This is a genomic window from Companilactobacillus kimchii DSM 13961 = JCM 10707, from assembly GCF_001435445.1.
GTDB classification, from domain to species: Bacteria; Bacillota; Bacilli; order Lactobacillales; family Lactobacillaceae; genus Companilactobacillus; species Companilactobacillus kimchii.
On record NZ_AZDH01000018.1, the window covers coordinates 102,383 to 127,696 of the forward strand.

21 protein-coding genes are annotated in these 25,314 nt (G+C 35.0%); all 21 read left to right on the plus strand.

Annotation, left to right across the window (positions count from 1 at the left end):
* Positions 1-8: 8 nt before the first annotated feature.
* A complete protein-coding gene (gene asnB, locus FC97_RS09295; RefSeq protein WP_054643453.1) occupies positions 9-1,904 on the plus strand; it encodes an asparagine synthase (glutamine-hydrolyzing) in 1,896 nt (631 codons plus the stop codon).
* Between the two features lie 370 nt (positions 1,905-2,274).
* Complete coding sequence (locus FC97_RS09300; RefSeq protein WP_056968159.1) at positions 2,275-3,495, plus strand: carboxylate--amine ligase; 1,221 nt, start codon at positions 2,275-2,277, stop codon at positions 3,493-3,495.
* A 17-nt stretch (positions 3,496-3,512) separates the two neighbouring features.
* Positions 3,513-3,977, plus strand: a complete 465-nt coding sequence (locus tag FC97_RS09305; RefSeq protein WP_054643533.1) for a universal stress protein — start codon at positions 3,513-3,515, stop codon at positions 3,975-3,977.
* 373 nt (positions 3,978-4,350) lie between these two features.
* Complete coding sequence (locus tag FC97_RS09310; RefSeq protein WP_054643593.1) at positions 4,351-6,288, plus strand: M13 family metallopeptidase; 1,938 nt, start codon at positions 4,351-4,353, stop codon at positions 6,286-6,288.
* 150 nt (positions 6,289-6,438) lie between these two features.
* Positions 6,439-8,391 carry a M13-type metalloendopeptidase gene (locus FC97_RS09315; RefSeq protein WP_371125775.1) on the plus strand — a complete coding sequence of 651 codons (1,953 nt, stop codon included), beginning with the start codon at positions 6,439-6,441 and terminating at the stop codon, positions 8,389-8,391.
* A gap of 131 nt (positions 8,392-8,522) precedes the next feature.
* Positions 8,523-10,466, plus strand: a complete 1,944-nt coding sequence (locus tag FC97_RS09320; RefSeq protein WP_054643534.1) for a M13 family metallopeptidase — start codon at positions 8,523-8,525, stop codon at positions 10,464-10,466.
* 306 nt (positions 10,467-10,772) lie between these two features.
* Positions 10,773-11,537, plus strand: coding sequence for a CPBP family intramembrane glutamic endopeptidase (locus FC97_RS09325; RefSeq protein ID WP_054643535.1), 765 nt, complete (start codon positions 10,773-10,775; stop codon positions 11,535-11,537).
* Positions 11,538-11,630: 93 nt separating this feature from the next.
* Positions 11,631-12,332 (plus strand): ABC transporter ATP-binding protein, encoded by a 702-nt coding sequence (locus FC97_RS09330; RefSeq protein ID WP_054643536.1) that lies wholly within the window; start codon positions 11,631-11,633, stop codon positions 12,330-12,332.
* 3 nt (positions 12,333-12,335) lie between these two features.
* Positions 12,336-14,858 carry an ABC transporter permease gene (locus FC97_RS09335; protein ID WP_056968136.1) on the plus strand — a complete coding sequence of 841 codons (2,523 nt, stop codon included), beginning with the start codon at positions 12,336-12,338 and terminating at the stop codon, positions 14,856-14,858.
* 14 nt (positions 14,859-14,872) lie between these two features.
* Positions 14,873-15,577: an SDR family oxidoreductase gene (locus FC97_RS09340; protein WP_054643537.1), complete on the plus strand. Its 705-nt coding sequence runs from the start codon at positions 14,873-14,875 to the stop codon at positions 15,575-15,577.
* 43 nt (positions 15,578-15,620) lie between these two features.
* The gene (locus FC97_RS09345; protein ID WP_054643538.1) at positions 15,621-16,076 is read left to right on the plus strand and encodes a MerR family transcriptional regulator; all 456 of its coding nucleotides are present in this window, start codon (positions 15,621-15,623) and stop codon (positions 16,074-16,076) included.
* A gap of 224 nt (positions 16,077-16,300) precedes the next feature.
* A complete protein-coding gene (locus tag FC97_RS09350) occupies positions 16,301-17,413 on the plus strand; it encodes a toxic anion resistance protein (protein WP_056968138.1) in 1,113 nt (370 codons plus the stop codon).
* Positions 17,414-17,503: 90 nt separating this feature from the next.
* A complete protein-coding gene (locus tag FC97_RS09355; RefSeq protein WP_158163579.1) occupies positions 17,504-18,655 on the plus strand; it encodes a hypothetical protein in 1,152 nt (383 codons plus the stop codon).
* Positions 18,655-19,212, plus strand: coding sequence for a hypothetical protein (locus tag FC97_RS09360; RefSeq protein WP_054643541.1), 558 nt, complete (start codon positions 18,655-18,657; stop codon positions 19,210-19,212). The genes FC97_RS09355 and FC97_RS09360 overlap by 1 nt, the downstream gene beginning before the upstream one ends.
* A gap of 8 nt (positions 19,213-19,220) precedes the next feature.
* A complete protein-coding gene (locus FC97_RS09365) occupies positions 19,221-20,066 on the plus strand; it encodes a 5-bromo-4-chloroindolyl phosphate hydrolysis family protein (protein WP_054643542.1) in 846 nt (281 codons plus the stop codon).
* 177 nt (positions 20,067-20,243) lie between these two features.
* Positions 20,244-20,567 (plus strand): carboxymuconolactone decarboxylase family protein, encoded by a 324-nt coding sequence (locus FC97_RS09370; protein ID WP_025084757.1) that lies wholly within the window; start codon positions 20,244-20,246, stop codon positions 20,565-20,567.
* A gap of 2 nt (positions 20,568-20,569) precedes the next feature.
* Positions 20,570-20,980, plus strand: a complete 411-nt coding sequence (locus FC97_RS09375) for a cupin domain-containing protein (RefSeq protein ID WP_054643543.1) — start codon at positions 20,570-20,572, stop codon at positions 20,978-20,980.
* Between the two features lie 131 nt (positions 20,981-21,111).
* Entirely contained in the window at positions 21,112-22,194 is a 1,083-nt protein-coding gene (locus FC97_RS09380) for an ABC transporter ATP-binding protein (protein WP_054643544.1), read from the plus strand.
* On the plus strand, positions 22,187-23,128 hold the full coding sequence (locus tag FC97_RS09385) for a carbohydrate ABC transporter permease (protein ID WP_025084760.1): 942 nt from the start codon (positions 22,187-22,189) through the stop codon (positions 23,126-23,128). Before FC97_RS09380 ends, FC97_RS09385 begins: the two co-directional genes overlap by 8 nt.
* Positions 23,128-23,958 (plus strand): carbohydrate ABC transporter permease, encoded by an 831-nt coding sequence (locus FC97_RS09390; RefSeq protein WP_056953316.1) that lies wholly within the window; start codon positions 23,128-23,130, stop codon positions 23,956-23,958. The genes FC97_RS09385 and FC97_RS09390 overlap by 1 nt, the downstream gene beginning before the upstream one ends.
* Entirely contained in the window at positions 23,958-25,313 is a 1,356-nt protein-coding gene (locus FC97_RS09395) for an ABC transporter substrate-binding protein (RefSeq protein WP_054643545.1), read from the plus strand. Before FC97_RS09390 ends, FC97_RS09395 begins: the two co-directional genes overlap by 1 nt.
* Position 25,314 lies beyond the last annotated feature (1 nt).

Here is a 25,314-nt window from a genome sequence, read left to right on the forward strand (position 1 = left end):
GAATTTTTATGTGTGGAATTGTCGGATTCGTAGATAAAAATATTACAGACAAGAAGCCTGTAATTGAGGCTATGATGGATACGATCAAGCATCGTGGTCCAAATAGTTCTGGTGAATTATTGGATGGCGACGCTGCTTTAGGTTTCCGCCGCTTGAGTATTATTGATATTAGTAGTGGTATGCAACCTATTTACAACGAAGATAGATCAAAAGCTGTTATTTTTAACGGTGAAATTTACAATTACAAAGATGTTAGAAAAGATTTGAAAAAAGCAGGACACGTCTTTACAACTGACACAGATACTGAAGTTCTTCTACATGGTTTTGAAGAATGGGGTATTGAAGGTTTACTTAAGAAGATTCGTGGAATGTTTGCTTTCGTAATTTATGATTTAAAAACTGGTGATATTACTGGTGCTAGAGATTTCTTTGGTATCAAGCCACTTTATTACTACAACCGTGAAGGCACATTTATTTTCGGTTCAGAAATCAAGTCCTTCTTGAAAGAACCAAACTTCAAAAAAGAATTGAATAAAGCTGCTTTGAAGCCATATTTGACTTTCCAATATTCAGCTTTGAACGAAACATTCTTCAAGAATGTCTTCAGAATTCCTGAAGGTCATTACTTTACATACAAGAATGGCAAGTTAAGTATCAAGAAGTATTGGGATATGTCCTTCAAAGAGAACAATTTGTCATTTGAAGAAACTGTTAAGAGAATTGATAAGTCTATTCGTGAATCAGTTAATGAACACTCTATCAGTGATGTGCCAGTAGGTTCATTACTATCTAGTGGTGTTGATTCAAGTTACGTTACAGCTGTTTTGAAACCACAACATACATACTCAATTGATTTTGATACAAGTACATATGAAGAGGGTACTGCAGCTAAGATGTTAGCTGACAAATTAGGCCTTGAAAATACACGTGGTATCGTTACAAAAGAGGAAGCGGTCAAATCAATTCCTCTAATTCAGTACTACATGGATGAACCAGACTCAAATCCTTCATGTATACCACTTTACTTCTTAACTAAATTAGCAAGTAAGGATGTAACGGTTATTCTTTCTGGTGAAGGAGCCGATGAACTATTTGCTGGTTATGCAAATTATGGATTCCATTCACATTCCAAAGTTATCCGTGTCGTAGCGGAAGATTTGAAACACTTACCAAAAGGTGTTAAGTACAAGTTAGCTCATGGTTTGAAGAAATTACCTAATTTCCCAGGTCGTTTGCATTTGTATGAATCAACTGCTAAAGCAGAAGAATTCTTCATTGGACAAGCTAAGATCTTTAATGAAAAAGAAGCTGCCGACTTGGTTAAACCTGAATTTGAGAAGTCACGTTCTGTTAAAGATATCGTTATGAGAAGTTATAGCAAGGTTAGTGGTTATAGCGATGAAGTTAAGAAGATGCAATATCTTGATCTTCACCAATTCATGTCAAATGATATTTTACTAAAGGCCGATCGTATGAGTATGGCCAATTCCATGGAATTACGTGTACCATTCTTAGACAAAGAAGTTGCTAAAGTTGCTGCCGGTATTCCTACTAAGTATCTTCTGAATAGTAAAGATAGTAAGTATGCTTTACGTGTAGCCGCTGAACGTGCTTTACCTAAGGAATGGGCTAAACGTGAGAAACTTGGATTCCCAGTGCCAATCCGTGACTGGATCAAGACTAAGGAAGTTTATGAACAATTCCGTGATTTATTCAGTGCTGACTTTGCCGCAGAGTTCTTCGATCAAGATGCTATTTTGAAGATGCTTGATGGTTGTTACCGTGGTGAAAACGATGATCGTCGTAAAGTTTGGACAATTTATACATTCTTGATTTGGTATAAAGTATTCTTTATTGATGATGGTAAGAAGCCCGATGTTGATCCTAAAGTTTTAGTAAATTAATATTTGAAAATAAAAATAATGTGATCTAATTATCACAGCAACATGAACAAAAAGACCGCAAATTCAGATTGATGAGTTTGCGGTCTTTCATTTCGATAATCAAAAAATTAGTATAATAATTTAAGAAAATAATAAGCCTCTCGGATTTAGTATAAATGACATCCTCGTTGTGCTAAATTGAGTATGGTATAATTCTGTGTGAAGTGTGTGTAATTTTAAAAATAGAATTAATAATAAAGTGTGTAGTTTTAAATTTGAATTAATAATAAAGTGTGTAGTTTTAAAATTGAATTAATAATATAGTAAGAGGTTGATCCCTATCGAAACTGAATCAGGAAAAAAATTCACGCCCATTCTCTTGGGTAGTGATATGAATGTTTACGGAATGGCACGTGCTTTCCATGAACTCTATGGGGGCACTGTTAAAGCCTATGCCGAAATCCAATTGGCACCAACAAGATATACAAAAATCTTAGATTTGACTCTTTACTCAGGCTTTTCTGAAGACCCTGTTTTCATTGAAAAAATGCGTGAAATTGCTAAAGTTTACCAAAACCATGAAGAACCAGTTATTTTAATTGGCTGTGGGGATGGTTATGCCGAACTTATCAGTAAGCACAAGGAAGAATTGTCTAAGACATTTGTATGCCCTTATGTCGATTATGATTTATTAAAATCATTGAATAATAAAGAAAGTTTCTACCATGTAGCCGATGAACATAATTTGCCTCATCCACTAACAAAAATCATTACAAAAGATATGTATGAGAACAAGGATGATCTCGATGTTCCGTTTGATTTCCCAGTAGCTTTGAAACCAGCAAATAGTGTGGAATGGTTGGATATTCATTTTGAAGGTCGTAAAAAGGCTTTCATAATTCACTCTCAAGAAGAATATATGACTATCGTTGGCAAGATTTATGATAATGGTTATACATCAGATTTGATTCTCCAAGACTTTATTCCTGGGGATGATTCTAATATGCGTGTGCTTAACGCCTACGTTGATCAAAATCACCATGTTAAGATGATGTGTTTAGGACATCCAATTTTGGAAGATCCAACACCACAATCAATCGGTAATTACGTAGCCATCATTCCCGAATTTAATCAGGATGTCTATGATCAAGTTCAAAAATTCCTTGAGGATATTGAATTTACAGGCTATGCCAACTTTGATATGAAATTTGATTCTCGTGATAATACTTTCAAATTCTTTGAAATCAACTTACGTCAAGGAAGAAGTAGTTTCTTTGTTACGCTCAATGGCTATAATCTTGCTAAATATGTAGTGGAAGATTATATTGAGGGTAGTTTAGAAAACGAGCCAACAGTTTATGCCAACAAGAACAAAGCGCAACATAAATTGTGGTTAGGTGTACCAGTCAAGGTCTTCAATAAGTATGCAGCTGATAATGATGCTACTAAATATGCTGATGAATTAATCAAGCAAGACCGCGTTGGAACAACTGTTTTCTATAACAAAGACAACTCCTTTAGACGTTGGTTACTTTTGACATATATGTTCCACAATTATGTTAAGAGATTTGATAAATACTTCCAAGAGAATAAAGGACGCGACTTTAAATAACCGAGGGGGCTTAATATATGGATGAATTAAAAGAATACAAAGTTAGAAAAATTGAGTATTCCAAAATTTTAATCTGTGTCGATTCAGATGATTTCGAGTCATCAAAAAATGCCTTTAATTATGCTTGTTCGTTAGCTAAACACTATAACTCCGAGCTAGGTATTGTTTCCGTATTGGAAACAGGTGACTTGAATATTTTTCAATCGCTAGACCCAGAAGTACTAGCAGAACGTCGAGAAGAGATTAAAGAGCTTCTTGAAGTTTATGGTCAAAAGGCCAAAGAATATGGCGTAAAGAACGTTCACATGATGGTAACTGAGGGTGGACCCGGAACAGTTATTGTAGATAAGGTTATTCCTAAATTCCAACCTGACCTAGTAATTGTCGGTGTTGAAAAGAAGAACCGTAACCGTAATACAATCGGTTCACAAGCTTCCAAGATTGTGAATAGCGCTGGAGTTTCTGTTAGTGTTATTAGATAAAAAGTAGAGAGCGAAGCAAGGGCGGCTAGCCTCCGAGGATTTGCCTAAGTACTGAAATTGCACGCGTATTATGCGGGCGATTCCAGTACTGTAGCAAACCGGAAGAGGTTGCCCTTGCGTAGCTCGTTTCCACTATTCGTAATAGAACAATGGTTTATAAGAATAGAATATAAAAAATAGTAAACATCAAAAAGCTCAGTGCAACAGTTATCAAACAGGTAACCGTAACATTGAGCTTTTTTAGATGAAAAGAATTATACTTTGCATCATATTTATGTTCTATTCAAAATGATAAAAATGAAAATTATTCTAATAAAAAGTAATTAGTGATATAGTAGTCTTTAAAAATAATAGGCGGTGAACAAATTTGTTAATGAATAAAGTTATCGGTGGTGCAGGGGATTTAATTAATGCTAAACCCGCCGATTATAAAGATAATTTATACTTAGCTGTCAATGGTGCTTGGCAGGAAACAGCAACTATTCCACCTGATAAATCTCGTACTGGTGGTTTTACAGATCTTGATGAGGGTGTTGAAAAGACTCTTATGAAAGATTTTCATGAGTTTGCAAATAATGAAAGTGAAGTCGACGACCCTCGATTGCTTCAAGCTGTGAAATTATATCGCCTTGCTAATAATGTGGATCATTTAAGCAAGTTCCATCAACAACCAATTTTGAAAGACATGCAACGTATTACTGATTTGAGCAACGTTAAAGCTTTAGGGGATAACTTAGCTCAATTATCAAAAGATGGTTTCGCTTTGCCAATCGATATTAGTATCGACGCTGATATGAAAGATACAGCTAAGAATGTTGTTTATATCGATGGTGCTGGTTTGATCTTGCCTGATAAGACTTACTATGATGAAAAGAATGAATCAGGTAAGCAGTTGTTGGCTAAATACGCTGACGTTGCAGGACGTTTGCTCTCAATGATCGGCTACAAGTTGGATGAAGCTAAAGAAATCGTTGAAAAAGCTTTGGAATTCGATAAGTCATTAGTTCCTATCGTTAAGAGTTCTGAGGAATGGGCTGACTATACAAAAGTTTATAACCCAATGAATTTTGACGAATTCGTTACTAAATCTGATGTTTTAGATCTAAAGAGTTTAGTAGTTGATTCAGTTAACGACACACCTAAAAAGGTTATTGTGACTGAACCAAGATACTTGGAAAACTTGAACAAACTTGTTAACGCTGATACTTTTGAGAATATTAAAGCTTGGATGATGGTTAAATTCCTTACTGGTAATGCCTCAATCCTTGATGAAGAATTCCGTCAAGTAATCGGTGAATACAATTTGGCCCTCAGTGGTGCTAAAGAATTAAAGAACAGAACTAAGTATGCTTATAACTTTGCTGCAAGTATTTTCAGTGAAGTAGTTGGTGCATATTACGGTAAGAAATACTTTGGCGAAAAGGCTAAAGAAGATGTTCGCAGTATGGTTAAGAAAATGATTGCTGTATACGAACAAAGACTTTCTGAAAATACTTGGTTGAGTGAAGATACTAAGAAGAAAGCCGTTGTCAAACTAGATAAGATCGTTATCAAAGTTGGTTATCCAGATAAGATTGATGATTTGTACAATAAATTTGAAATCGACGAAAATGATTCCTTGTATGACAATGTTTCTAAAATTAGAAAAGCAATTGCTCAACACAATTTGGATCAATATCATGAACCAGTTGATCGTACAAAATGGTTGATGCCAGGACATATGGTTAATGCATGTTATGATCCATCAAGAAATGACATTACTTTCCCAGCCGCTATTTTGCAAGCTCCATTCTATAGTTTGGATCAAACAAGTAGCCAAAACTTTGGTGGTATCGGTGCTGTTATTGCTCATGAAATTTCACATGCTTTCGATAACAATGGTGCTCAATTCGATGAATACGGTAATATGAATAACTGGTGGACTGATGAAGACTTTGCTAAGTTCAAGAAGCTTACACAAAGTATGATCGATGAGTTCGAAGGTATTCCATATGCTGGTCACAAGGTTAATGGTAAGTTGGTCGTTAGTGAAAACGTTGCTGACGTCGGTGGACTTCGTTGTGCCTTGGAAGCTGCTAAAGGTGAAAGTGACTTTGATGTTAAAGCCTTCTTTATCAACTGGGCTCGTGTTTGGAGAAACAAGTCAACACAGCAATTGACAGAAATGTTCCTTTCAATCGATGTTCATGCTCCAGCTCCATTACGTGCCAATGTACAAGCACAAAATATGGATGAATTCTATGATGCTTTCGATGTTACTGAAAAAGATGGTATGTGGTTAGATGCCAACAAACGTGTTAACATCTGGTAAAATTAGAAAAACATCAAGACAATTTGTCTAAATAAAATATAATTATTGATAAATAGGTATAGGCTGCGGCTTATGCCTATTTTTTATAATTAAAAATATTTTAATGATATCTAATAAGTGCTATAGTGATTACCAAAATCAATTGGTGAGGTGAATGAATTGCTAAATAAAACAATCGTTGGTGGAGCTGGAGATATTTTGGCCCCTAAAGAAACAGATATTAAGGATAATTTGTATTTGGCTATTAATGGCGCTTGGCAGGCTAAGGCTGTTATTCCTAATGATCGTCCTAGTACAGGTGGATTTTACGATTTGATTAAGGGTGTTGAAGAAACACTGATCAAAGATTTTCATGAATTAGTTAAAGATGAAACCAAGATTGATGACAGTGAGTTACTACAAGCTGTTAAACTTTATCAAGTCGCAAACGACACAGAGAAATTACACAAGTATCATCAAAGTCCCATCATGAATGATCTACGTAAGATCGCTAAATTAAATAATCTAGAAGATTTAAGTGATAATTTTGTTGATTTATTGAAGAATAACTTTGTCTTGCCATTACAACTAAGCGTTGATATGGATATGAAGAATACTGTAAAGAACGCAGTTTATCTAACAGGTGCTAATCTTATTTTGCCTGATCAATCTTACTATGCCGACGGTAATAAATCAGGGCAAAAATTATTAGAAAAGTATGCTCAAGTTGCTAACCATCTATTAGCAATGGTTGGCTACAGTCTTGAAGATTCGCAAAAGATTGTTAAGCAAGCTTTAGTTTTTGATAAGACATTAGTTCCAATCGTTAAAACACCCGAAGAATGGGCTGATGATATTAAAACTTATAACCCAATGGATTTTGCTGAATTCGTTACTAAGTCATCTAGTTTGGATTTGAAGAAATTGGTTGTCGATTCAGTAGGAGTGGCACCTCAAAAAGTAATTAATCGTGAACCTAGATATTTGGAAAATTTTGATAAGTTAGTTAATGCTGATACGTTTGAAAATGTTAAATCATGGATGTTAGTGAGATTCCTATTTGCCAAAGCTAACGACTTGGATGAAGAATTCCGTCAAACAGCTGGCAAATATCAATTGGCTTTGCGTGGTACTAAGGAGTTGTTGAGCCGTGATAAATTTGCTTATCATGTGGCTGAAAGAAATCTTGACCAAGTAGTCGGCAGTTACTACGGTAAGAAATACTTTGGTGAAAAAGCTAAAGCTGATGTTCATCAAATGGTCGAAAAGATGATTGGAGTTTATGAACAACGTCTTTCTAACAATGATTGGTTGAGTGAAGATACTAAGAAAAAGGCCGTTTTGAAACTTAAGAAGATGGTTCTAAAAATTGGTTATCCAGACAAAGTTGAAGCTATCTTCAGTAAATTCAAAGTCGATGAAAATGCTTCTTTGTATGACAACTTGGCTCAAATCAATAAGATTAAGAATGAGGATGAATTGAGTAAAATTAATCAGCCAGTTGACCGTGACAAGTGGGTAATGCCTGGACATATGGTTAACGCTTGTTATGATCCATTGAGAAATGACATTACCTTCCCAGCCGCAATCCTGCAAGCACCATTCTATAGTTTGCAACAAACAAGTAGTGAAAATTTTGGTGGTATCGGTGCTGTTATTGCTCATGAAATTTCTCATGCTTTTGACAATAATGGAGCTCAATTCGATGAGTTAGGAAATATCAATAACTGGTGGAAAAAAGAAGATTATGCAACCTTTAAGAAATTAACTCAAAAAATGATCGATGAATTTAACGATATTCCTTATATTGGGAAAAAAGTTGATGGAACATTGATTGTTAGTGAGAATATTGCCGATGTTGGTGGCTTACGTTGTGCTTTGGAAGCTGCTAAAGGTGAAACTGATTATAACGCCAAGGAATTCTTTACAAACTGGGCTCGTGTATGGAGAAGTAAGTCAACAAAGCAATTAGATGAGATGTTGTTAGCTTTGGATGTCCATGCGCCAGATTCATTACGCGCCAATGTTCAAGCACAAAATATGGATGAATTCTATGATGCCTTCGATGTCACTGAAAAAGATGGTATGTGGTTAGATAAAGATAAACGAGTTAATATTTGGTAAAAATTATGTTATAAAAGTCGAGGAGTGAAATTAAAAATTTCATTTGTCGGCTTTTTTGATTATTAAATTAATTTTAATAACATTAAAATAAGTGCTATAGTATTTACTAAATCAAAATGCGGGGTGAAAGTATGTTAACAAGTAAGATTATGGGTGGAGCCGGAGATTTAACTGATGGTAAAGAGACTAGTTATAAGGATAATTTATACTTAGCCGTTAATGGTGCTTGGCAAGAAAAGGCCGAAGTTCCAGCAGATAAATCTAGTGCCGGTGCCTCAATGGATCTAGATATAAAAATTGAAAAGGAATTAATGGATGACTTTCAACAATTAGCTGAAAATGAATCTGAGGTTGAGGGAAACGAATTTTTACAAGCTATCAAATTGTATCGCCTCGCTAAAAACACTGAATTTTTGAAGAAATTTCATGAAAAACCTATTTTAAAGGATCTTCAAAAAATTGAAGACTTAAAGAGCTTGCAAGATTTGAATCAACAATTAGCCGATTTCGGAAAGAATAATTTCTTTTTGCCAACTAATATTTGGATCGACGCTGATATGAAAGATACAAAGCATAATGCTGCTTACGTTGATGGGATAGATTTGATTTTGCCTGATAATACTTATTATGCAGAGGACAATCAATCAGGTAAGAAGCTATTGGCTAAGTATGCTAAGGTGGCTAATAAACTTTTGACCATGGTAGGCTATTCAGAGGAGTCAGCTAAAGAAACAGTTGATAAAGCTTTGACCTTCGACAAGTCCTTGGTTCCAGTCGTTAAAACTTCTGAAGAATGGGCTGAATATTCCAAAATTTATAATCCAATGCCATTTACAGAGTTTGTTACTAAATCTGAAAATGTAGATTTGAAACAATTGGTAGTTGGCCAAATCAATGCCACACCAGAAAAAGTAATTATTGTACAACCTAGATTTTTAAAGAACCTTGATAAATTAGTGAACGACGATACCTTTGAAAATGTGAAAGCCTGGATGTTGGTTAGATATTTAGTTGCCAATAGTGAATATTTGGATGAGGATTTTCGTCAAGTAACTGGTGAATACGAATTAGCTATGAGTGGAGCTAAGGAGTTACAAAATAGAACTAAATTTGCTTACCATTTATCCGAAAATAATTTTGACGAAGTTATTGGTATTTATTACGGTAAAAAGTACTTTGGTGAAAAAGCTAAAGCTGACGTTCGTGGCATGGTTGAACGAATGATTGGTATCTATAAGCAAAGATTGACCGATAATACTTGGCTCAGTCAAGCAACGAAAGAGAAAGCCATTTTAAAATTAAACAAAATTGTGATCAAAGTTGGTTATCCCGACAAGATTCAAGAAGTGTTCAAGCAATTAAAGATTGATGAATCACAATCCTTATATAACAACATTACGCAAATTGATCGGACTGTTCGTCAAAAGGGGTTAGATAAATTTAGTAAACCTGTGGATCGTACAGTTTGGTTGATGCCCGGAGAGATGGTCAACGCTTGTTATGATCCTTCAAGAAACGACATCACCTTCCCAGCTGGAATTTTGCAAGCACCATTCTACAGTTTGCAACAAACAAGCAGTGAGAATTTTGGTGGAATCGGAGCAACTTTTGCTCATGAAATTTCACATGCTTTCGATAACGATGGTGCCAAATTTGACGAGTATGGCAATATGAAGAATTGGTGGACTAAAGAAGATTACGCCAAATTTGAAAAGTTAACACAACAGATGATTGATCAATTCAACGGCATACCATTCTCCGGAGGTAAGGTTAACGGTAAATTAGTCGTCAGTGAAAATATTGCTGATGTTGGAGGTTTACGTTGTGCAATTGAAGCAGCTAAAATGGATAACGATTATAGTCCTAAGGAATTCTTCATCACATGGGCTAAATCATGGAGATTCAAAGCTACACCAGAATACAATGAAAGATTGTTAGCAACAGACGTCCACGCACCACAACCATTACGTGCCAATGTCATGTCACAGGATTTAGATGAATTCTATGATGCATTCGATGTTAAACCAGGAGATGGCATGTGGTTAGATGAAGATAAGAGAATAAATATTTGGTAGAAAGCGAAGTAGGGGCGGTCAGCTCCCAAGGATTAAGACTACTTTCTCAGTCGACAACGAAGTGCCGGCAGAGAAAGTTGACTTAACCGGAAGGAGTTACCCCTGCGAAGCTCGTTTTCACTATAAAACATAGAACTATGGTTATTTAAAATAGAACATCCAACCAACTAAAAAGAACGATAAAACAAATAAAAGTTTTATCGCTTTTTTCATATTCAAGACCAAAAATCCGCACACTCAAGATATAATTTTCCACCAATCCAGCAGGAGCTTATCTTAAAGGTAACAAAGTCGGAGGTAGGAAAAATGAGTCATAAAGCAGATTGGTTATCAGTTATTTTAATTATTTTGTTAGTGCCAGTTACAATTTTAATTGTTGATGCAATATATCCGATTGTAAAGTTTGATCAGAAGTATGCCCAAATAGTTTTGGATACATTGCTCATTTTGATTGCAATAACTTGCAACCTTAAGTTTTGGAAATTGAAGGTTACATTCTTTAACGCCAACCATATCTTCAAACAAATTTTGAATATGATTCCATTATTAGCTTTTATGTTGTTTTTTGGAAAATTCAATAATTTAGGTTTTCCCAAAGCAGGTTGGAGTGTGTTTTTGACGGTATTGTTAATCGGAATTGGTGAAGAATATGTCTATCGTGGTTTATTGATGGCACAACTAGAAAAAATTTTACATTCAAAACCATTTCTGGTTATCTTGATAAGTTCAGTCAGCTTTGGATTAATTCATATAGGAAATATGTTCAATGTAACCAATAAATGGGTCGTAGTAGCTCAAATGATAGTGGCGGCAGCTTCAGGAATGTTGTACGGAGTGCTCTACAATCAGACACATAATTTATCATTAGCAATCATGTTTCATATTTTTGATGATTTACCAATGCTCTTTTCTAAAAATACAGCAACAGCCGAATCATTGTTTCCAATACAACATATTGTCCAGTTTCTCTTGATAACATTAGTAATCTTTGGCATTTGTTCTTTAATTGCATTCCTACAATTAAAATTAAATAATCTTCATTTTAAAAAACAGAATAAGATTCAGATTTAATAAGCTTTTTTTATAAAATAAATTGTAGATTTTTACCTTAAAGATGTATTCGCTTTCCACTATAATAGATATATTAAGAAAGGTGAGAGCGTAATGGCATATATCGAAGTGAGGAATGAATCGAAAAAGTACCAAATGGGAGAAACAACGATTGTCGCCAATGACAAATTGACGTTTGATGTCGATAAAGGTAAATTGACAGTTATTCTGGGACCTAGTGGTGCCGGTAAATCGACGGTTTTAAACATTTTAGGTGGAATGGATACGCCGACTGATGGTCAGGTTGTAATTGACGGTACTGATATCGCTAAGTTTTCTGAACGTGAATTGACCACTTATCGTCGCAATGATGTTGGTTTTATTTTTCAGTTTTATAACTTGATACCTAATCTGACAACAAAGGAAAATGTTGAACTGGCTTCAGCAATTGTTAAAGATGCACTGGATGCGACCGATACTTTGAAGGCTGTTGGTTTGGGTAATCGAATTGACAATTTTCCCTCTCAATTATCTGGTGGAGAGCAGCAGCGTGTTGCGATAGCCCGTGCTTTAGCCAAGAATCCAAAATTACTGCTATGTGACGAACCAACCGGAGCTTTGGATTATGAGACAGGTAAGCAAGTTTTGACACTCTTACAGGATGCGAGTCATAAGGACAATAAGACAGTGATCGTCATTACCCACAATTCAGCATTGGCCAAGATGGCTGATCGCGTGATTCGGATTCATGATGCTAAAGTTCAATCAGTTGAAGATAATAAGACACCGACACCAGTGAAAGATATTGAGTGGTAAATCATGAAACCTTTAACGAAAAATATGATGCGCAGTATCAACAAGGCCAAAGGGCGATTTATTGCGATTATCCTAATCATCATGCTAGGTGTATTGATCTTTGTCGGTGTCAAAGCAACAGGACCTAGTTTGAATGATTCACTGAATAAGACAGTTGCCGATAAGAATTTATCAGATGTACAAGTCTTGTCGACGACTGGTTTTGGAAAAAAAGATATCCAGTTGGCTGAAAAGGTTGCGGGAGCCAAAGCTGAAACAACTAAATTCAAATATGTCATGGGTGGTAAATCTAAAGTTGCGATTGCCTTGTATGGCTATGATAAAAATGCTAAGCAGAATCAACTGATTATTCGAAATGGACGCTTGCCTAAAAATGACCATGAGATTGTTTTAGATAAGAATGCTCGTAATAAATATGATTATAAAATAGGCGATACTTTCAAATTTTCTAAGAGTGCTGATTTGAAGCGAAGTTCTTATAAAATCGTTGGTTTCGTCGATTCACCACAGTATATTGATAATCAATCTCGTGGTGTAACTAATATTGCTGACGGACAAGTTAGTTTATTCGCCTACATTCCCAAGAGTCAAATGAACCTTTCGACAGCTACTTTGTTGAACATTCATTTTAATTCTTTGAAGGATAAGAATACTTTTAGTAGTAGCTATAAAGATGCTGTGGACGAAAAGGTTAAGTCTTTAAAACATGAATTCAAGTCACGCCCTCAGCAAAGAACAAAAGAAGTAGCTGGGAGTTATCTAGCCACTTTGAATCAACAACAAACAGCTCTAGATCAATTAAAGATGGTTAATCCCACCGCAGCAGCTGTACAACAACAGAAGTTAGATGCTGCTAAAAAGAAGATTATGAAGCAATCTAAGACGACTTATACTTGGCAGACTCGTCAGGATTTGACTGGCTTTTCGGCGTACGGCGAGAGTTCTGATCGAATCGCTGCGATTGCCAATGTCTTCCCGGTATTCTTCTTCTTAATTGCGGCATTGATCACTTTTACAACAATCACAAGAATGGTCGAAGAAGCACGTGGAGAAATCGGAACCTTCAAAGCTTTGGGTTATAGTAAGTGGTCGATTGCACGAAACTATATTTACTATGCTTTGTCAGCTGGTCTAATTGGGGCGGTATTAGGGGCTGTAATTGGAACGCAGACTTTACCACGAATTGTATTGTCAATGTATAAACAATATATTGCTTTAGATTGGGTTATTGGTTCAACCTGGCAAACGTTATTGATAGCTTTGATCTTCTCACTATTGGCAACCGTTGGTGCTGCTGTAATCGTGGTTAGAAGAGAATTAGGTGAAGGTCCAGCTTCATTGATGTTACCGAAATCTCCTAAATCAGCTAAAAAGATACTACTAGAAAGAATCAAACCACTTTGGAATCATCTAAGTTTCAACCGGAAAGTTAGCTATCGAAATCTTTTCCGTTTCAAATCTAGAATGTTTATGACAATTATCGGAATTGCTGGTGGAACGGCTTTAATTTTAACTGGCTTTGGAATTCAAAATTCAATTACAGCTAGTGGTAACTTGCAGTATAAGAATATTTTCAGTTATCAAGCAGTTGTCAAAATGAATGACGATGCTAATTATAATAAAGTTAATGAAATTTTGAATAAGGATAAAACTTATCAGAATAACACTAAGATCAATTCGACAACGGCTAAGTTGAAGGCTGGAACGAAACAGGTTAATGATGTTAATGTCTATACACCACAGTCGGTGAAAAACTTTAAGAAGTATGTTCATTTGACTGCCAATTTGAATAAAAATAAAGTCGTTTTGACTAAGAAGACAGCAAAACTGCTTAATGTGCAAAAGGGTGATCGAATTCATGTAACGATGACCAATGGTAAGAAGCTCAATTTAAAAGTTGGTGCTATTACCGAAAATTATGTGGGTCACTTTTTATATTTGAGTCCAGAACTTTATCAAGATAAAATTGGTACTTTGAAACCTAATACATTATTACTTGGTTTAAAGAGACAAACTAGTGCACAGAGAAAACATTTGGCTAACCAATTATTGGATTCTAAAGAAGTAATGGGAACTAGTTATACTCATGATGTCTTTGATACGGTTTCTAAGATGTCGAGCCTGTTACGCCCAATTATTTTAATTTTGATTCTCTTATCAGGAATATTGTCATTTGTTGTACTTTATAATTTAACGAATATCAATGTTTCAGAACGAATCAGAGAGCTTTCTACTATTAAAGTTTTAGGGTTCTATAATAATGAAGTTACAATGTATGTTGTTCGGGAAAATATAATTTTAACGATAGTTGGTATTATTATTGGATATGGAGTGGGTAATTTATTGACCGCTTATATCTTGAATCAAGCCGCGACAGAACAGGTTATTTTCCCATTAACAATTCATTGGTTCGGTTATATCGTCGCCACATTGTTGATGATAATTTTCACAGCAATTGTTATGCTAGTTACACATCGGAAATTAAAACACATCGATATGATCGGTGCATTGAAATCTAATGAATGATTGAAGGTAAATTTATGTCTTTAGAAAATGATAAAGTTCTTGTTATTGGAGGAACTTCGGGGTTTGGTAAAGAAGTAGCTATCATGGCTCAACATAAGGACGCTGACGTATATGTCATTGGCCGTGATCAAGAACGTGTAAATCAGTTACGTTACGAAGAAAATATTCAAGGTAGTTCATTAGACGCACAGGATGAGAAACAGTTGAAGCGATTCTTTGAAAAGTATGGTTCCTTTGACCATGTAGTACCTATGTTAGGTGGTGCTATGAGCGGTGGTTTTCTAGATAGTTCAGTCGCTACTATTAAAAAGGCAATCGATGATAAATTTTTCGCTAACTTGCAACTGGTACAAATTGCTAGTAAACATCTAAATAAGAATGGATCAATCATTTTGACTTCGGGTTCAGGTGGTCATCCTTATGATGCTTCAGGTGCTATTGTAGGAAATCAGGCCATTAATACGATGGTTGATGGTCTAGCCGTTGAAATGGCGCCAGACTATCGAGTAAATGCCGTGTCGCCGACTTGGACACCTACAGGATTGTGGCGTGATCTGAGTTCAAAACAATTGGCTAAGCAAAAACATAGTTTTGTGGAAACAGTGCCATTAAATCGTGTCGCTACAGTTGAAGAAGTAGCTTCAGCTTATATTTACTTGATGGAAAATGATTTTATTACAGGTCAGATTCTAAGAGTTGATGGTGGAGTTGATTTGTAGATGATGCTATACTTGAAGTCAACTTTAAGTAGAAGGTGAAATAATGCCAGCAAACGAAGTAGAAGAGACAGCTAAATATCGGATTAGTGATTTTGCCGAAATGGTGGGATTGAACAGCCCTACGTTGCGTTACTATGAGAAAGAAGGTCTGATCAATCCTCATCGAACTGATAGTGGCATTCGTTACTATACCGATCAGGATATTCGCTGGGTCAATTTTCTCCTACATCTCAAGAGTACTGGGATGTCAATTGAACAATTGAAGCGCTATGTTAGATTACGTGCGCAAGGCGATTCAACCATCAATCAACGAATCGAGTTATTAGAAGAAGTTCGTCGTAATTTTGAAGTCGAATATCAAAGACTCCAAGATGGTTGGACGATTCTCAACGATAAGTTAGATTGGTACAAGGGTAAGGAAGGCGGCCACATCGAAGATAGTGAAAGCTTTTCTGAGTACTTACAGAATTTGAATCATGGTTATTTAGAAGATAGATAATATCTTTTATTGTTTTTACTTCAAATTAAAAGCAGCATCTATTTAGAATAAACGTATGATTACGTTTCTAAATGGATGCTGCTATTTTTTTCTTTATAGTATCAATATATTTAAATTTCATTTATTATTTATAGCAACAAAGAATATTTATTACCTATAGTAATGAATTAGGATCGAATTTCCGTTAGTATATATACTATAAATATATTTTTAGGGTGGATTTTATGGGTGAAATTAATGAATCAGCAGTAAGTATTACTGACGATAATGAACCAAAACTGACTGATGAGGAATTGGAACAGGCAAAAACATTATCAAAACAATTAACAGTTGATAATCAAACTTCAGTTCTCGATTATGGAAAAGATGTTGAAGATAAGTTGAGTTCTTTTTCAGATGGAGTATTGGTAAAAGTTCAAAATAAGGATTTGGGTGAAATTGGTGATAGTTTGCGGGAACTAGTTACTAATTTGAATGAAACTGATCCTGATAAATTGGGATTAACTAATCAATCCAAAATTATGCGTTTCTTTAATCGTGTTAAATCATCTATCTTTGAAATGACGGCTAAGTATCAACAGGTTAGTGTTCAAATCGATCGCTCGGCAGCACAGTTGAAGGCTCAAGAAGAATCTTTGATCAATGACAATAAAACGTTGGATGAAATGTATAAAGCCAATTTTGATTATTATCAATCTTTAAATGTTTTAATTGCTGGTGGAAAAATCAGATTAAAGGAATTGGACCAAGAGATTGCTGATGCGCAAACTAATACTAGTGCTAGCGATCAAATGGGTGTTCAACGTATTCAGGATTTGATGGCAATGCAAAGTAGATTAGATAAGCGAGTTAACGACCTAGCTTTGACACGTCAAATCTCTATTCAACAGGCTCCACAAATTCGTCTAATTCAAAATACTAATGAAGTTTTGGCTGAAAAGATTCAATCATCTATTAATACTGCTATTCCACTTTGGAAAAACCAAGTTACGATTGCGTTAACTCTATTGCGTCAAAAAGATGCCGTGTCTACACAGATGGCAATTACAGATGCAACGAATGACTTATTGAAGAAAAATAGTGCAATGTTAAAACAATCAACGATTGATACTGCCAAGGCCAGTGAACGTGGTGTAGTCGATATTGATACTTTGAAGGAAACTCAAAACAATTTGATTGGTGCCGTGGAAGAAACAATTAAGATTCAACAAGATGGAAGTGCCAAGCGTCGAGATGTTGAAGATCAATTGAAACAGATGGAGACAGACTTACAGGTAAAACTAAGTGGTAAGGCTCAAGATACTCCAAAAGATGTAACACCTGGGGATGAAAAATAAAATAAGATAGTAGAAGTCACTGTCTAACTATGCTAGATTGTGGCTTTTTTCTATTGTGTAAGTTAGTGGGATTAAATAATGACGTTAAAAATGAAAAATGCAACATTTGATAAGTCGGTTCGAATTTGGTTTGAACTGTACTTTGTCTTAGCCGTTGTGGGAACAATATTAATTAATAGATTACCTTTATTGCTGGATGATCGGAATCCACTTTACTTATTTTTCTGGTTTGTAATGTTAATAATAGGCTGCTTGAAAGCCATTAAAGTTAAATTAGTCGTTGATTCGGAGTATAAAGCAGTTGAAATAGTAGAAACACGTAGGGGAGTAAATTTATACTTAAAAAACTATTGGCAGCCAATTTACGTACCGTTTAAATGGTTGAACATTAGACAAGATGATGAAAAGAATAATTTTATTTTGAATTATGATAGAGCAATTCAATTTGAACGTGGAAAAGCCTTGTTGTTGTCAGGTAGTTCGGTGGTTTTCAGTGAGAAGTATTTTGTTTTTGAAGAAATGTCAGAATTATTCGATGTTATAGAAAAATTAAAAAAAGACCCTAATACGATTATTAATTACAGTCAGTTGAATCTAGCCGAAAAAGACATTGCAGCTCATAAATGGCAGACAGCTAAAATTTTTCCATGGTTGGTATTAGGAGCTAGTTTACCAATAGTTATTTTGACATCAATTATTAGTGATAACTTCTTTGCGCCAAGTGTATACACGCCTGAGATGGCAGCTAGTATAAATGCGCCAGACTATCACAAAATTTATAAATATTCGAAAGGTATGACAATCTCGACTAATTTTTACAAATTTACGCTCTTACATGCATATGAAGTTCAGCAGGCAGATTCAGGAGATGATTATATTGTCTTGAATATTCGTGCTAAGGCCTCTTCAAATTATCCTTCAATTGGAGCCAGCAACTTTATGTCATTCGATAATTGGAGTATTGAGGCTGAAAAAGAGGGTAATTCGATTGATGATGCCACCAATAATGTAGATTTTCTTATTAAAGAACATGGTAAAAAGAAAAGCATTATCGATAATATCAGAAGCGGTTGGGATAGTGATGAAGGTGGAGATGTTCATATCTTCAATGTCGTTTTAGCCAAAGCACCAAAGCAAACTGATGTTGTTTACGCGGGCTTTGATGCTAGTTTGAGTAAGAGCAAAAATCAAGATACATCCTTTGTTTTGAAGGTTCAACCTGAAGATCTGGAGAAATTATAATGAAATATAAATTGTTGATAACTTTATTCTTAGGCTGCCTATTCTTAGGTTTTGACACTACCAATGTTGTGGCAGTTAAAGAGGAGATAAGCAATCGTAACTATAATGGGAAAACACTAGATTTTGAACAAGGGAATCTACACTATGAAATTTTGAATTATAAAATTTTGGATGATCCTTTGCCATCCCCAGATAATGAAGATTATAGCCGATTACAAAGATATTTAGTTTGTACGGTAAAGCTAACTAATAAAAAAGCAACTTCCACAGAAGTTCTGGCTTATGATTTTATGGGATGGTCGGGTCCCAACGATATATATGCTACTAAGAAACCTGAAAAATATAAGAATCCAGAAGGAGTAATAACTTTGGATGCTGATTCTAGTGATGAAAAGGATTCAACCAAGATAGTACCAGGAGAATCTAAAACTTTTGCATTTTTCTATATTGTTTATCCAGATGACGATTTAAATATTACTGTCAATGGATTGAACGGAACACTTGAGAATATTTCTCTCAAAAAAACAGTTTCCAGTAACGGCATCGTTGCAGATTAGGGGGAAGAATGATAGAAAAAAGATCTAATCCGATTTTTAAAACGTTTATTTGGGTTGTACTTGCCATAGTACTGACAGCAATATTTTTTGTAGAGAATAATACTATTCAGATGATTTTAATGATGCTGTTGCCACCTTTAGGATATTCGGCATTCCTTCCATTCCGTATTAGTTGGTTATTTTTAGGGCCAGTAACAGATTTGTTTTTTTACTCAGCTTTGAAAAATATGTTTTTAAATAAGGATCTTCAGCAATTGGGAACTGTTTTGATGGTTGTAATTATTGCGGCCTTAGCAGTTTATGTAGTTACTGAATTTGTGTTTTATAAAAAGCGGCTTAAGGGTACGAAACCATTTTTTAAAGAAGTATCAGAAGCAAAACTTCAAACAGGTCCATTGGTTTTCAATGAAGCAGCTTTACAAGATTCCCAGATGACTGAATCGGAACAAGAATTCTTTCGTTCTGAAATGAAGAAATACCATAAGAAATATGAGTATCTTTGTAACGTTGATTCAGAAATTAAACTTATGTTACCGACTTATTCTGAAGATATGAAAGTTATGGATGGAATTTTTCGAGAATTATTAAATGCCCCAGTTCAATTATTATCGGCATCCGATTTTCTTTATCAAGATTTACCAGATTACGTGAATTTAGTTCGAGCAACGGAAAATGTTTTAGATAATGTGATAAAAGAAGCTGATGATAAAAAAATTTTATCCGAAGTGCCTGATAAGATTGCATTAATATCGACTCATCTACAAAAGGATTTTAAAAAGATAACCGATAGTGAACGTGAAGAATTGAAAAAACAATTACGACAAGTTCAGACTATCAGAAATGGGATAGATTAATGTCGATATTAAGTTGTAGTTTTGTCGTATATTCAATTAAAAAATAGTATCTGTTCAGAATTCTGAATGGGTACTATTTTTTTGTTTGGGACAAAATTTTTCAATTTATTCCTTGACTTAAAGTTAACTTCAAGTTGTTTAATGTACTTATCAACTTGATACGAGGAGGAATTGATTATGGCAAAGAAACAAACTGCTGGACGTGACATGTTGGGAGATTTTGCCCCACAATTTGCAGCATTGAATGACGATGTATTATTCGGAGAAGTTTGGAGTAAAGAAAATGAACTTTCTGCCCATGATCGTTCATTAATTACTATTGCAAGTATTATTTCTGCTGGAAATATTGAACAATTAGATGCACATTTAAAAATTGGTAAGAAAAATGGTATTACAAAAGATGAAATTGTTGCTGAAATCACTCATTTAGCATTTTATGCTGGATGGCCCAAGGCTTGGAGTGCTTTCAATCGTGCAAAAGAAATTTGGAAGGAAGATTAATTATGGCAAGAAATGAAGAATTAAAGACAGATGGAGTGTTTCCTGTTGGAGCCAAAAATGAAGCTTATGCTAAATATTTTATTGGTCAAAGTTATTTGAACAGTTTAGTAAAACCAGAAGACAATATTGATTTTGGAGTTGGAAATGTAACTTTTGAACCAGGTTGTCGTAATGATTGGCATATTCATCATGATGGTTTCCAAATTTTACTTGTTACTGGTGGCGAAGGTTGGTACCAAGAATGGGGCAAGCCTGCTCAACTACTAAAACAAGGTGACGTCGTTGTTATTAAGGAAGGCGTTAAGCATTGGCATGGTGCAACTAAGGATAGTTGGTTTAGTCATGTTGCTATTACTAAAGGAAAATCAGAATGGCTTGAGAAAGTTACTGACGAAGAATATAACAAATTATAAAAGTTAAAATGATTGATTGAAAAAGAGGACTGAAACAGTCCTCTTTTTTTACACATAATTTACATTAAATAGATTATATATATACATAACTCCAACATACTATAGCTAATGACTTATATGGAGGGTTAAATATGTCTACATTATTAACAAATGTTTGTAAACAATACGATCAAGGAAAGACGGTTTTAAAGAATGTTACCGCCGAAATCGAAACGGGTGAATTTTTCGTAATCGTTGGACCATCTGGTTGTGGTAAGAGTACTTTACTACGTATGATTGCTGGACTAACTCAAATTAGTGACGGTGAAATCAGTATTGATGGTCAAGTAGTTAATAACTTACCACCTAAGGATCGTAACTTAACAATGGTTTTCCAAAGTTACGCTTTGTTCCCATTTTTAAGTGTTTGGGATAATGTTGCTTTTGGTTTAAAAGCTAGAAAGCATGACCAATCTGAGGTTGAAGAACGTGTTAACAATGCTTTGAAGATGGTTAACTTGGAAGATTTAAAAGATAGAAAACCTCGTGAATTATCTGGTGGTCAAAGACAACGTGTGGCTCTAGCTCGTGCTGTAGCCAGCGATGCTAAGATCTGTTTGATGGATGAACCATTATCAAACTTGGATGCTCAATTAAGAATTAAGATGCGTCAAGAAATTTATGCTCTACAAAGAAAATTAGGTATTACTTTAATCTATGTTACTCATGATCAAGTTGAAGCAATGACAATGGCTGATCACATTATGGTTTTACATGACTCAAAAGTTCAACAAATCGGTACACCGGCTGAAATCTACAAGACACCAGCTAATGAGTTTGTCGCTGGATTCTTCGGAGTTCCACCAATCAATATTCTTTATGCAACAAAGATTTCAGACAAGGCTATCCGAGTTAACAATGATTTCCAAGTTGATCTTGATCAAACCGTTACTGAAAAGGAATTAAAGGTTGGTATCAGACCAAATGAATTAATTGTGGAAAAAGCTGATGAATTATCTGCTAATGCAACGGTACAAAACGTGGAATTCCTAGGGGACGAAAAAATCGTTTATGCAACATTCAGTAATGGTAATGAAGTATCAGCTATTGTTCCAAGTGATGCTCATTTCGATATGTTTGAGAATATCAAAATTACCTCAACAAATAATGTCTTATTATTCAATCAAGATGGAATCAATGTAACTGCAAATAGGGAGGATCTAATCAATGCTTAAGACTTCAGCAACTGATGTCATACCTGAAAAGAAAGTTGAAGCAAAACAAAAGAGCAAGTTCAAATTAACTGCCAATGATAAGTACTATGCTTCTATTTTCGCTGGTCCATCACTATTTCTTTTAGGTCTTTTCGTCTTTTATCCAATGTTTCGAACTCTTTATATCAGTTTGTTCTTAACTAATACTTTTGGTAACACAACACTCTTTGTAGGTTTAGAAAATTATGTAAAATTAATTTCTTCGCCTGATTTTGTTTCTAGCATGTGGGTAACACTCGTCTATGTTGTTGGAGTAACGTTCTTCACAATTGCCATGGGTCTATTGTTAGCTAATTTGGCTAGTCAAAAGTTACCAGGAATCGCTATTTTTAGAACACTTTACTCAGTGACAATGGGAGTTTCTGTTTCAGTTGCCGCTATTTTCTGGCTATTTATTTTTAATCCATCTGCGGGATTCTTCACACTGTTAACTAAAATGTTGAATCTACCAACAATCAATTGGTTGGCTAATCCAACTAATGCGATGTGGGCAATTATCATTACAACCGTTTGGATGCATTTAGGTTTTGTTTTCTTAGTTTTTCTTGGTGCTATTGAATCAGTACCAACAACGCTTTATGAAGCGGCCGATGTTGAAGGTGTTTCTAAACATTACCAGTTTTTCCATATTACTTTGCCAATGATTTCTCCAACATTGTTCTTTATCTCAACAATTACAATTATTGGCTCATTTAAGAGTTTTGGTTTGATTGATCTTATCACTAAAGGTGGTCCAACTAATGCAACGAACATGCTAGTTTACCGTATTTATAATGATGCTTTCTTTGGCGGAAACTATGCTAAATCAAGTGCGGAAGCAATTATCTTAACTGTAATTATTGCCTTCTTTACTTACTTGCAATTCAAATTCCTAGAAAAGAAGGTAAATTACTAATGGCCAATATTGATGAACGTAACGTTTTGAAAAATATTTTTAGTTATTTTCTTTTAATCTTATTGGCTGTAGTTATTTTAGTGCCATTCTTCATTGGTATTTGGACAAGTTTCTTACCAACAGCTGATATTTTAAAAGGTAATTATTTCAGTACTAATATTTCACTTACTAACTATATCGATGCCTTTACGAATACACCAATTTTGCGTTATCTAGGCAACACAATTGTTGTAGCAACAATTACGATGTTTGCACATTTACTTTTCTGTTCAATGAGTGCATATGCCTTTGTTTTCTTAGATTTCAAATATAAAAAATTCTTCTTTGCTCTATTTATGATTACAATGATGCTACCGTCTGAAGCTGCTATTATTCCTAACTTTCAAACAGTAAAAGCTTTAGGATTATTGGATCATTATTCAGCAATGATCGTTCCATCTTTGACATCTGCTTTCGGTACATTCATGTTGCGTCAATCTTTCATGCAAACTCCTAAAGAATTGAAAGAAGCTGCTGATATTGAAGGCTTGAATCATTTCCAAATTTTCTGGAAAGTCGTACTACCATATAATCGTATCAGTTTGATTACTTTAGGTGCTTACAGTTTTCTAGGTGCTTGGAATTCATATCTATGGCCAATTTTAGTTACATTCAGTAATAATTCACGTGTTATTCAAAATGGTTTGAAACAATTGCAATCGGAAGAAACATTTAATAACTGGGGTATGATTCAAGCTAGTGCTGCAATTATTGTTATTCCAACAATTCTTGTTCTTTTCATTGGACAACATTACTTCAAGTCAGGATTGAATGAAGGAGCTGTCAAATAATGTCGAAATATAAAAAATTAGTTCTGCCTTTGATTCTGGTTTTAGCAGTTGCCGTAGTAGCAGTTTTTGGTAAAACATTATCAACTAAGTCAGCAGCAGTGAAGGATAATCGTACAGAAGTCGTCTTTTGGCATGAAATGGGTGGACCTGCTGAAAAATCATTAATGAAAATCGTTGATGGTTTCAATAAGTCACAAACTAAATATCGTGTTGTCCCTAAGTATCAAGGTTCATACGATGCTGCAATTCAGAAGATTTTACAAACTCATGGTACTGGAACATCTCCAGCAGTTTTTCAAGCTTTCGATATTTCAGCTGCTCAAATGATGCATAGCAAATTCACGGTGCCAGTTCAAGATTTCATTGATAAAGATGGATTTGATGCAAGTAAGATTTCACCAGTTGCTCGTTCATTCTATTCTAATGACGGTAAACAACAAGCAATGCCTTTCAACACATCACAACCGGTACTTTACTATAATGCTTCATTATTAGAAAAGTATGGAATAACACCACCGCCAGTATCACCTTCATACAGTGATATTACACGTGTGGCAAAACAACTTTATGAAAGATCACATCATCAAGTTAAAGGTATGACAGTACAAATCTATGGTTGGTTGTTAGAACAGGCTATGGCCAATGCTGGTGTAGGACTTACTAATAATAATGATGGTCATACAGGTATTCCAACTAAGGCAACAATTAACAATGGTGCTTCAAAGGAATTCTTTGAATGGATTCGTGAAAATCAAAAAGCCGGTGATTTCATGAACTATGGTTCGGGTGCAATGGCCGGAACTAACCAAACAACAGGTTTCCTAAATGGTAAGATTGGTATTTACATTCAATCATCAGCAAGTATTAGTCAATTGAACAAGAAGAATAAGAACAAATTGGGAATCACATACTTCCCCCACCCAGATGGCAAGAAAGCTAATGGTGTTGCTATCGGTGGTGCTGCTCTTTGGATCTCAAATGACAAATCTAAAGCGGTTCAAAATGGTGCCTTTGAGTTTATCAAGTATTCTCTAAAACCAGAAGTACAAGCTCAATGGCAAAAGGATACAGGATACCTAGCTTTAAATAAGGATTCACAACAAACATCAATTCTTAAGGGACTTTACAAGCAACACCCAGAATCCAAAGTACCTAGTCAACAATTACAAGAAGCTGTTCCTAATCACTTCAACTCAGGTATTTTGATGGAAGGAATGCAAAAGACTCGTCAAATTGAACAATTTGCAATGGAAAGTATCTATAACGGTGGCGACATTACCAATGCCTTGAAAGATGCTGATAAGAAAATCGACGATAATTTAACAACTACTAATCGAGCTAATGGTTATCACTAGA

Coding starts and splice junctions, on each gene's coding strand:
- FC97_RS09320 (WP_054643534.1), top strand. CDS start 8,523: ATGTTAACAAGTAAGATTATGGGTGGAGCCGGAGATTTAACTGATGGT.
- FC97_RS09385 (WP_025084760.1), top strand. CDS start 22,187: ATGCTTAAGACTTCAGCAACTGATGTCATACCTGAAAAGAAAGTTGAA.
- FC97_RS09390 (WP_056953316.1), top strand. CDS start 23,128: ATGGCCAATATTGATGAACGTAACGTTTTGAAAAATATTTTTAGTTAT.
- FC97_RS09345 (WP_054643538.1), top strand. CDS start 15,621: ATGCCAGCAAACGAAGTAGAAGAGACAGCTAAATATCGGATTAGTGAT.
- FC97_RS09375 (WP_054643543.1), top strand. CDS start 20,570: ATGGCAAGAAATGAAGAATTAAAGACAGATGGAGTGTTTCCTGTTGGA.
- FC97_RS09335 (WP_056968136.1), top strand. CDS start 12,336: ATGAAACCTTTAACGAAAAATATGATGCGCAGTATCAACAAGGCCAAA.
- FC97_RS09380 (WP_054643544.1), top strand. CDS start 21,112: ATGTCTACATTATTAACAAATGTTTGTAAACAATACGATCAAGGAAAG.
- FC97_RS09355 (WP_158163579.1), top strand. CDS start 17,504: ATGAAAAATGCAACATTTGATAAGTCGGTTCGAATTTGGTTTGAACTG.
- FC97_RS09300 (WP_056968159.1), top strand. CDS start 2,275: ATGAATGTTTACGGAATGGCACGTGCTTTCCATGAACTCTATGGGGGC.
- FC97_RS09350 (WP_056968138.1), top strand. CDS start 16,301: ATGGGTGAAATTAATGAATCAGCAGTAAGTATTACTGACGATAATGAA.
- FC97_RS09305 (WP_054643533.1), top strand. CDS start 3,513: ATGGATGAATTAAAAGAATACAAAGTTAGAAAAATTGAGTATTCCAAA.
- FC97_RS09395 (WP_054643545.1), top strand. CDS start 23,958: ATGTCGAAATATAAAAAATTAGTTCTGCCTTTGATTCTGGTTTTAGCA.
- FC97_RS09370 (WP_025084757.1), top strand. CDS start 20,244: ATGGCAAAGAAACAAACTGCTGGACGTGACATGTTGGGAGATTTTGCC.
- FC97_RS09365 (WP_054643542.1), top strand. CDS start 19,221: ATGATAGAAAAAAGATCTAATCCGATTTTTAAAACGTTTATTTGGGTT.
- FC97_RS09330 (WP_054643536.1), top strand. CDS start 11,631: ATGGCATATATCGAAGTGAGGAATGAATCGAAAAAGTACCAAATGGGA.
- asnB (WP_054643453.1), top strand. CDS start 9: ATGTGTGGAATTGTCGGATTCGTAGATAAAAATATTACAGACAAGAAG.
- FC97_RS09325 (WP_054643535.1), top strand. CDS start 10,773: ATGAGTCATAAAGCAGATTGGTTATCAGTTATTTTAATTATTTTGTTA.
- FC97_RS09340 (WP_054643537.1), top strand. CDS start 14,873: ATGTCTTTAGAAAATGATAAAGTTCTTGTTATTGGAGGAACTTCGGGG.
- FC97_RS09310 (WP_054643593.1), top strand. CDS start 4,351: ATGAATAAAGTTATCGGTGGTGCAGGGGATTTAATTAATGCTAAACCC.
- FC97_RS09360 (WP_054643541.1), top strand. CDS start 18,655: ATGAAATATAAATTGTTGATAACTTTATTCTTAGGCTGCCTATTCTTA.